We start from the raw sequence: 7,917 nt of genomic DNA, 5'->3' as shown, positions 1-7,917 counted from the left end.
TGGTTTTGTGGTGTTTTCCGTTGCCGGTGAATGCGGCCCCCCGCGTTGGGGCCGATCAGGTCATCGATTGCGACGCCAATGGGTATTATTACTGGGCCATGATCTGGGACTATACCAACGGCCAGCGCGAATCCGCCACGCCGGGTGCCGTCAACGTCGCTCACCGGCTACAGTATCGCCTGTTGGCTTACGGGGAAGTCCACGTGGCCTATCTGTACCATTGGGCCACAGGGCGCTACATCGAAGCCCAGGCGCTGCGCAACGTTCGGCTCTGACCCGGCCGTTGGCATTCGCGATCTCCCCTTGGCCGGGACCGTTGGCGGGGTATTTCTCATAATCGGCGGTCCTCGCATCACTTCTTGATTCCAACCGCTGTCATCCCAAAGCGGGTGAAAGAAAAGGTTGAATGTGGCACGGAAATCCTCCACTCGGAGAGTATGAAAAAACACCACAACCACATTTCAACGGGCCATTCGTATAATCCTCAAGCAACTGTGTAACCTGATTCCGGGGCATTGGGTCGGCATTGGATCGCAAGCCTGGCCAAAGAACAGGGCGGGGATGCCCGGAGCCGGACGTTCAAGCCTTGGAGCCACCTGGTCGCGTCGCTCTTCGCGCAGGTGACCCATGCCATCGGTCTCCATGACATCTGCGACGCGTCGCGCATGAATGCCGGAGCGACGGCGCCGAACCGCAACAACCTGAGCCATGCCAACCGGGTGCGGGACTGCGGGATGGCGGAGACTCTATTCCGAAAAGTTGAGTTTGGAATTGTCAAAGCCATGGAAGCAAGCCAAAATATAACCATGACGGATGTCAAACAACTAGGCCGGATTGCTGGGTTGGGCGTCTTCGTCATGGCGAATTGGTCGGGAGCGTTTCCCAATCCGGAGAGCGATCCTTTCCCGCCGGATGCGCGTCCGGAGCCGATCCGGTTCGAGAAGTTATTCGGGACCATCGAACGGAATCCTAAGGGGGAGATGGAACGGCTGCTTTTTCACGGCACCGCGAATGACCATGAAGTCACCTTTCGGATGACCGTGGAGGAGTCGGATCTCATCGTGGATGGCAGAAGCCTCTTTGACGACAAATCGGGCGGCTGCGGGGGCAGTCCGTTTTTCAGTTTCTATGCCGGGGATCTGAATCAGGACGGCACGTTGGACTTCCTCCTGAACCATTGGCAGGGTGGCAATGGATGGATGGCGGGGGGCGCAACATTGACTTTTATTCTTTCCACAGGGGAGTCGTACAACGCGGTCTCGGTTTTGGCTCATTATCCGTGGGAAGAAAACTTTGTGATGCTGGATGGGAAACTGTGCTTCATCCATACCTCTATCGGCGAAGTGGGAGATCCGGAACGGAAATGCGTGGAATACTATTTCGTCCACAACATCCTGGTAATCGACGGGACATCGATTCGACTGGATAATTCCTTGTATCCTGGGTTCCCGATGCTCCAGGCCGACCATATGAACTGCGACGGCACGCAAGACGCGGAGTTTGTCCAATCGATTGTAGATCAGATAACTCCTGCCCAGAAGGATGAACTGATCCAGAAGGCCACGGAAGAGATATTGCAATGAAAAACTTCTGGGTTCTGGTCGCAGGAGTTATTGCGGCGGGGACGGTTTGGGCGTTTCCCCCGGGCTATCACCCCTTCCCGGAGGACTCCCGGCCGGATGCGTATGAATTGCAAACCATCTATGCCGGCAAGATGCTGCGGATTGGGGACGAGCCGGTCTTTTATGTCTACAACATCCTGACGTTCGATCAGGGCGTGTCCGAGTCGCGAACAAACTCCATCCGGGATTCCCCCGGATCCAATGGGACCAGAACGAAATTCACTCGGATCCCCAAGCGTTTGAATGGAAAGAACCCGTTGGATCCGAAACCAGACTGCTGACGGATCTGCAGAATCAGCATTGGTATGAGTATGCTTTGAAAGAGATTGGGTTGTCTCGGAAAGTAGAACGGTGAGATGAAAATATTAAATTATAGGACCCCTTCGACGACCCCTTTATGAAGAGCAACTGTATGAAAATATTAAAATATAGGATTAACCAATTTGCATTTATATTTATTTTTATATTAACAATGTTGCAAGGTGGTTTGGAGGTCAGTTTTGCGGCAGTTGTTGATCTGGCTGTGCAGAATCTGGTGATAACGCGCTCATCTAGCGCATCTCGCACTTTCCAAACATGTCGCTTTGATGTCTATAATAATGGCCCAAATACCTTGCGTGACGATGTATGGGTTGATTTTTATTTGTCTAGTGACACAACTTTTGGAAATAACGACGATACTCGTTTTCACGATCAGCTAGTTACCGGGCTAACCCCAATTTCTGCAGGGGGAATGAAAACCGTAAGTATGGAAGGTCCTTTATGCCCTTCATGGAGCGAAGGCCTGGTTCCCAACGGCAACTACTATTTATTCGTCAGAGTTGTGTCTGACGGGGGAGAGGTTTATCCAATGGATGATAACCACACCCGCACAAGTTCTCCATTTAGCTATACGGGAGAATCGGGCGCTATCACGTATAATCTGAATGTATACTCAGCGGGATTATCGGGTGTGCCGGTGACATTATCGTCAGCGGATCTGGATGGCAAGACATCTGGGAATACTCCCTGTACTTTCCGCTTCAACGAGACAACCATTTCGGTATATGCACCCGAGACATACAATGGATGCACGTTCGATGAGTGGACGGGTGATGTTTACATGGCTGGGTATACTCAGGCCATTGTTAAAGTTATGGATGGAAACCAGACGATAACAGCCAATTATACGGAATTGATTAATCATTCCCCATCTCTTACCTGGCTGGAAGCAACAGGGTATATGGATGACGGAGTGGATCCCAACTCCGGTGATTCCAGTGACACATATTACTTTTATGTGGTCTATAAGGATGCGGATGGAAATCCACCGCAGAGCGGATATCCGCGAGTGCATATTGAAAAGGGAGGGACACCCATATCCGGCAGTCCATTTGTCATGAGCCCATCGATCCCGGAGAACCATGCCAGCGGGACGATCTATGGCAAGTCACTGAATGGCTTGAACGCGGGGAACTACACATACCAGTACGAGGCAAAGGACTCCCAGGGGGCTGCCGCTAACGGAGTCGCGACGGTGGTGAAGCCGGGGCCGATTGTGGCCGATGAATCAGTGAAGCCGGATCTGGTAATCGAATCGATCGAACACAGCCCGGCCAACCCTAATCCCGGTGATTCTGTGACGTTTACGGTGACGCTGGCCAATGAGGGGGAGGCCGATGTGTCGGGCATCTTCAATACGGGGTTCTGGTCGGATCGGTCTTCGGCTCCGGACATCAGCACAAGCCCTGAAGCGGATCAGGATTATGACGATATAATTCCCGCCGGAGGCACGCATCAATTGACGTTTGGGATCACCGCGCCGGCTGCAGGGACTTATACGGCCTGGGCGTATGCGGACCGCTATGAGGGCGTCAGTGAAATCGACGAAAGCAATGAAGGCAACAATGCGGGTCCCGCTCCATCCGGCTATTCCTGGACGGTCGGGGGTGATGTTCGGCTGGTCTATCCCAACACGCCAACCAACGTGCTGGGCGGGGATCTGGGCGGTGTAACCGAACTGTCGATTGGCATTGTATGCGGCAGCGATGCGGCGTGGGTGGAAATCGAGGCAGTGGGGGAAAGTTATGCGGGCGACAACTATCCGGCGCCTTTGTGGATGCTGTTCGCGCAGGTCAATGGACGGTGGCGGATCCACACGGCGGGAGCAGAAATCCTTCAGCTTAATGAATCCACTCTGGCGGAACCTCGTTTGTTGACCACCTGGGGCAGCGGGGTGTTGTGGCCGCTGTCCGACTGGGCGGCGGCACAATACGAGTGGGTGGCTCGGGACAGCGCAGGCCAAGAATTGCGTCGCGGCGAGTTTCAACTCGGCCAGTTGAATCGGCGCGGGGGCACGGTGGGTGCCGGGCGGCCGGTGCTTTTGCTGCACGGGATCGTGTCCCGCGGGATGGCCTGTTACGGGAGCCCATTCATTGCCGATTTGGCTCAAAGCCGGCCCGTCTATACCTTGGATTATCCCAATACGGGTTCTCTCCGTGATTCAGTGGACTTGCTCCACGTGACGCTGGCGAAACTGACGGACCAGACCGGGGATAGCAAAATCCATATTGTGGGGCACAGCATGGGCGGGGTGTTGACGCGTTTGTATAAACAGTGGTGGGGCGGGGCAAGGCTTGATCGCTTTGTATCGGTCGGATCGCCGTTCGAAGGAGCGCCCATCGCCCAGATCTTGTCGATTTTGCTCAACGACAGCATGCTGGCCGGAATCCATGCGGCGGGCACTCCGGCCATCAATGATCTGGCGAATCCGCAATCTCAACTGGAGCTTTGGCTTAACGATGATTCTGCCGTCGTTAATGACTCCGCCCATCTGCCATTGGTGGGCACCGATATGTATCAAGTCTTGACCGAAGAAGAGTATCAGGCATGGCAAGAAAACAGGTTTGAACTGCCCTCATTCGATCTGCCCGCATACGGAAGCGATGGCATTGTGGCATGGACCTCGCAGGGGAAACGTCCGCTGGCGCAACCGCGGAACGTCTATATCCAGGCTTTCCACACGGGCTATTTTTCTCCACAAAAAAACCAGCAGTATGACAAGCTGGTCGCTGCCATCACCGGGTTTTTGGCAACCGGAACCGCAGTCTTGGAACCCCAGCCGGAGTATGTGCAGGGGGCTTTGTCCGCAATGACGGTTGTTCGAGATGTCAGCAGCAGCCAGGCGTCCCGGCGCATGGACTTGGCGGGAAAGGGGACGTCTTCCACGGCGATTCAGGGGGCGGTATTGGTGGCGCATGACGTAGGGCGAAATATTTACACCATCTTGTCATCGACCACAGGCGCGGACGGAAACTTGAGTTTCATTTTCGCTGACGCGGAAGCCATCGGGGGGCAACTCATGGTCGTGGCCCCGGGGTATTTCCCGGCCACCGTGGCTGATCCGGCTGTGGAAGATGTCCGACTCTCGCCCGATCCAGAGGATCCGCTGGGAACACTTGGCGCAGCCCTGGGGGCTCCCGAACTGGTCTGGAACACGGGCGGGGATGCGGATTGGATGGCCGTATCCCCCCCCTCTCACGATGGGCAGGGATCCGCCCAGAGTGGCGATATTGAGGACAGCCAAACAAGTTGGCTGGAGACGTCTGTCACCGGGCCGGGCATATTGCGTTTCTGGTGGCAGGTGTCGTCAGAGACAGGTTGGGATTTCTTGAACTTTTACATCAATGAAGTGGAGCAGCCCGGGGCCATTTCCGGGACAGTGGATTGGCAGGAACTAACCTTTTCTCTTCCTGCGGGAACGCATGTGTTGCGTTGGGTGTATTCCAAGGATGAAAGCGAGTCCCATGGAACCGATTGCGGTTGGGTCGACCAAGTCGCTTGGGAAGCGCAATCAGCTTCTGTATCCATCAGTCCAACCGGCACCAACGCGCCCGCATCGGCCTCCAGCGGCTGCCAGATTGCCGTGACGGCGAATGCGCCATGGGCGGCGGCGCGCGGGGCAAATTCGACCTGGATCACAATCACCGGCGGCAATTCGGGCAGCGGCAACGGTACGGTGACCTACAGCGTTGCGGCCAACAGCGGCGCCTTGGCCCGGACCGGTACCATTGTGGTGGTGGGCGGTTCCCTTTCGCGCACCTGCACGGTGGTCCAAGCCGGGAGCTTAGTATCGGGAACGGGTTCTGTAAGGGTCTGGGGAGACGATTACAACGGTATTGTTAGCGCTAGGCCGGAAAATCTAGAAGTGCTCCTGCCAGGCGACAACAATTGGCCTGTTTATCAAGTGGTCGCCGGTGGCTATACCCACGCCCTTGCGGTTCGGCCAGATGGGACCATCGCAGCATGGGGGGCGAACGACTCCGGCCAATTGAATTTTCCAGTACATGCAACCAATATTGTCTCGGTTTCAGCGGGATTAAAATACTCACTTGCGGTGACACGCGATAAGCGGGTCATTGGTTGGGGGTCTTCCATGGGCGCTATGCCCGTGCCAAATTCTGCCACCAATGTTATCCAAGTTGCGGCTGGCCAGTTTCACTGCTTGGCGTTGCATTCAGATGGTCGTGTGTCGGCGTGGGGGGGGATTTTTACTGGCGAACCGGAAACCATAGTTCCTGCCAATGCATGGCCGGCTCAAGCTGTGGCAGCGGGATCCACATTTAGTATGTCGTTGCGCACCGATGGGAGTGTCGCGGTATGGGGTCGCGGCCCTGTGACTAATGTCCCTGGAAATGTCACCAACATCATTTCAATTGCGGCAGGTTCCGGTCATGCGTTGGCATTGACTGATCAAGGCAGGGTCTTGGCTTGGGGCAGAGGGGGAAGTAGTGACCTTGGACCGAGTTATTCTGCTACGAATGTGCCGGCAAATTTGTCCAATGTTGTTTCCATTGCAGCAGGATTCGGTCATTCGCTGGCTATGAAAGAGGATGGCACGGTTGTCCGATGGGGTTGTACTCCTCCTTGTGTGGAAACACCTGCGGATTTAACAAATGCAGTTTGGATTACATCCGGATTAGATAACGGATACGCAGTTATACAAGCGGGCACCTCCGCCGCGCTGAAGATTCAGCCCACCGGCACCAACGTGCCCGCATCGGCCTCCAGCGGCCGCCAGATTGCCGTGACGGCGAATGCGCCATGGGCGGCGGCGCGCGGGGCAAATTCGACCTGGATCACAATCACCGGCGGCAGTTCGGGCAGCGGCAACGGTACGGTGACCTACAGCGTTGAGGCCAACAGCGGCACCTCGGCCCGGACCGGTACCATCGTGGTGGTGGGCGGCGGGGTTAGCCGGACCTGCACAGTCATTCAGGCCGCGAGTCCGTTCGGTGACGAATGGATCCAAAATCCGGCCAACGGAAATTGGTATCGGCTGACTTCGGTGGCAATGTACTGGGACCAAGCCGAGGCGGAGGCGCAATCCGCCGGCGGTCATTTGACCACCATCCGAAATCAGGCGGAAAACGATTGGTTGCTTGCCAATTTCGGCCAAGAAGCCCGCTGGATTGGCCTCCATCAACCAAACGGCAGTCCAGAGCCGGGGGGCGGCTGGGTTTGGCTCAGCGGATCATCCGCCACGTACCGCAACTGGTATGCCGGAGAGCCGAATAATAGCGGCGGAATCGAAAGCGTTGCGATGATCCATCCTGCGACCCATAACGATCCGGGCGCCTGGAATGATGAATTTGTTTCCCGGTATCCTTTGTTTGGAATCATTGAGACGGTAGATGCGGGAACACCTTCTGTATCCATTTCGCCCACCGGCACCAATGTTCCCGCCACCGCCTCCAGCGGCCGCCAGATCGCGGTGACGGCGAATGTGCCTTGGACCGCGGCGCGCGGGGCAAATTCGACCTGGATCACAATCACGAGTGGGGCTTCCGGCACCGGCAACGGAACAGTGACATACAGCGTTGCGGCCAACAGCGGCGCCTCAACCCGGACCGGAACGGTGATGGTGAGCGGCGGGGGGATCACGCGCACCTGCACGGTGGTTCAGGCGGGGGCGGCGCCGGCGCTGGCGCTGCATCCGGCCGGCACCAACGTGCCCGCCACGGCGTCTGGAGGGCGGACAATTTCGGTGACGGCCAACGTGCCCTGGACGGCGGCGCGGGGGGCCAATTCGACCTGGATCACGATCACGGGAGGGGCTTCTGGCACCGGCAACGGGACGGTCACCTACGGCGTGGCGGCCAACGCCGCGGCTGCGGCCCGCACGGGGGCCATCGTCGTGTCCGGCGGGGGCCTGGCACGCACCTGCACGGTCGTCCAGGCGGCCGCCGCCGTGGATCCGGGCCCCGATCGCAATACCCTTCCTCATCTGTCCGACAACCAATCGATCGCGTTCACG

General features: G+C 56.9%; 2 protein-coding genes and 1 pseudogene. All 3 read left to right on the top strand.

The genetic code is table 11. The features are described from left to right. Positions 1 to 515 precede the first annotated feature (515 nt). Positions 516 to 1,583: pseudogene (locus EOL86_10295) on the top strand (DUF4372 domain-containing protein). Then, complete coding sequence (locus EOL86_10290) at positions 1,580 to 1,903, top strand: hypothetical protein (protein ID NCD25960.1); 324 nt, start codon at positions 1,580 to 1,582, stop codon at positions 1,901 to 1,903. Before EOL86_10295 ends, EOL86_10290 begins: the two are co-directional and overlap by 4 nt. A 116-nt stretch (positions 1,904 to 2,019) precedes the next feature. Beyond that, positions 2,020 to 7,917 (top strand): alpha/beta fold hydrolase (locus EOL86_10285; GenBank protein NCD25959.1); only part of this gene is annotated, 5,898 nt, incomplete at its 3' end.

The organism is Deltaproteobacteria bacterium, from assembly GCA_009930495.1.
Classification (GTDB): Bacteria; Desulfobacterota; Desulfovibrionia; order Desulfovibrionales; family Desulfomicrobiaceae; genus Desulfomicrobium.
Note: the sequence above shows the minus strand (reverse complement) of the source record. Positions and strands in the feature narration are given on the sequence as shown.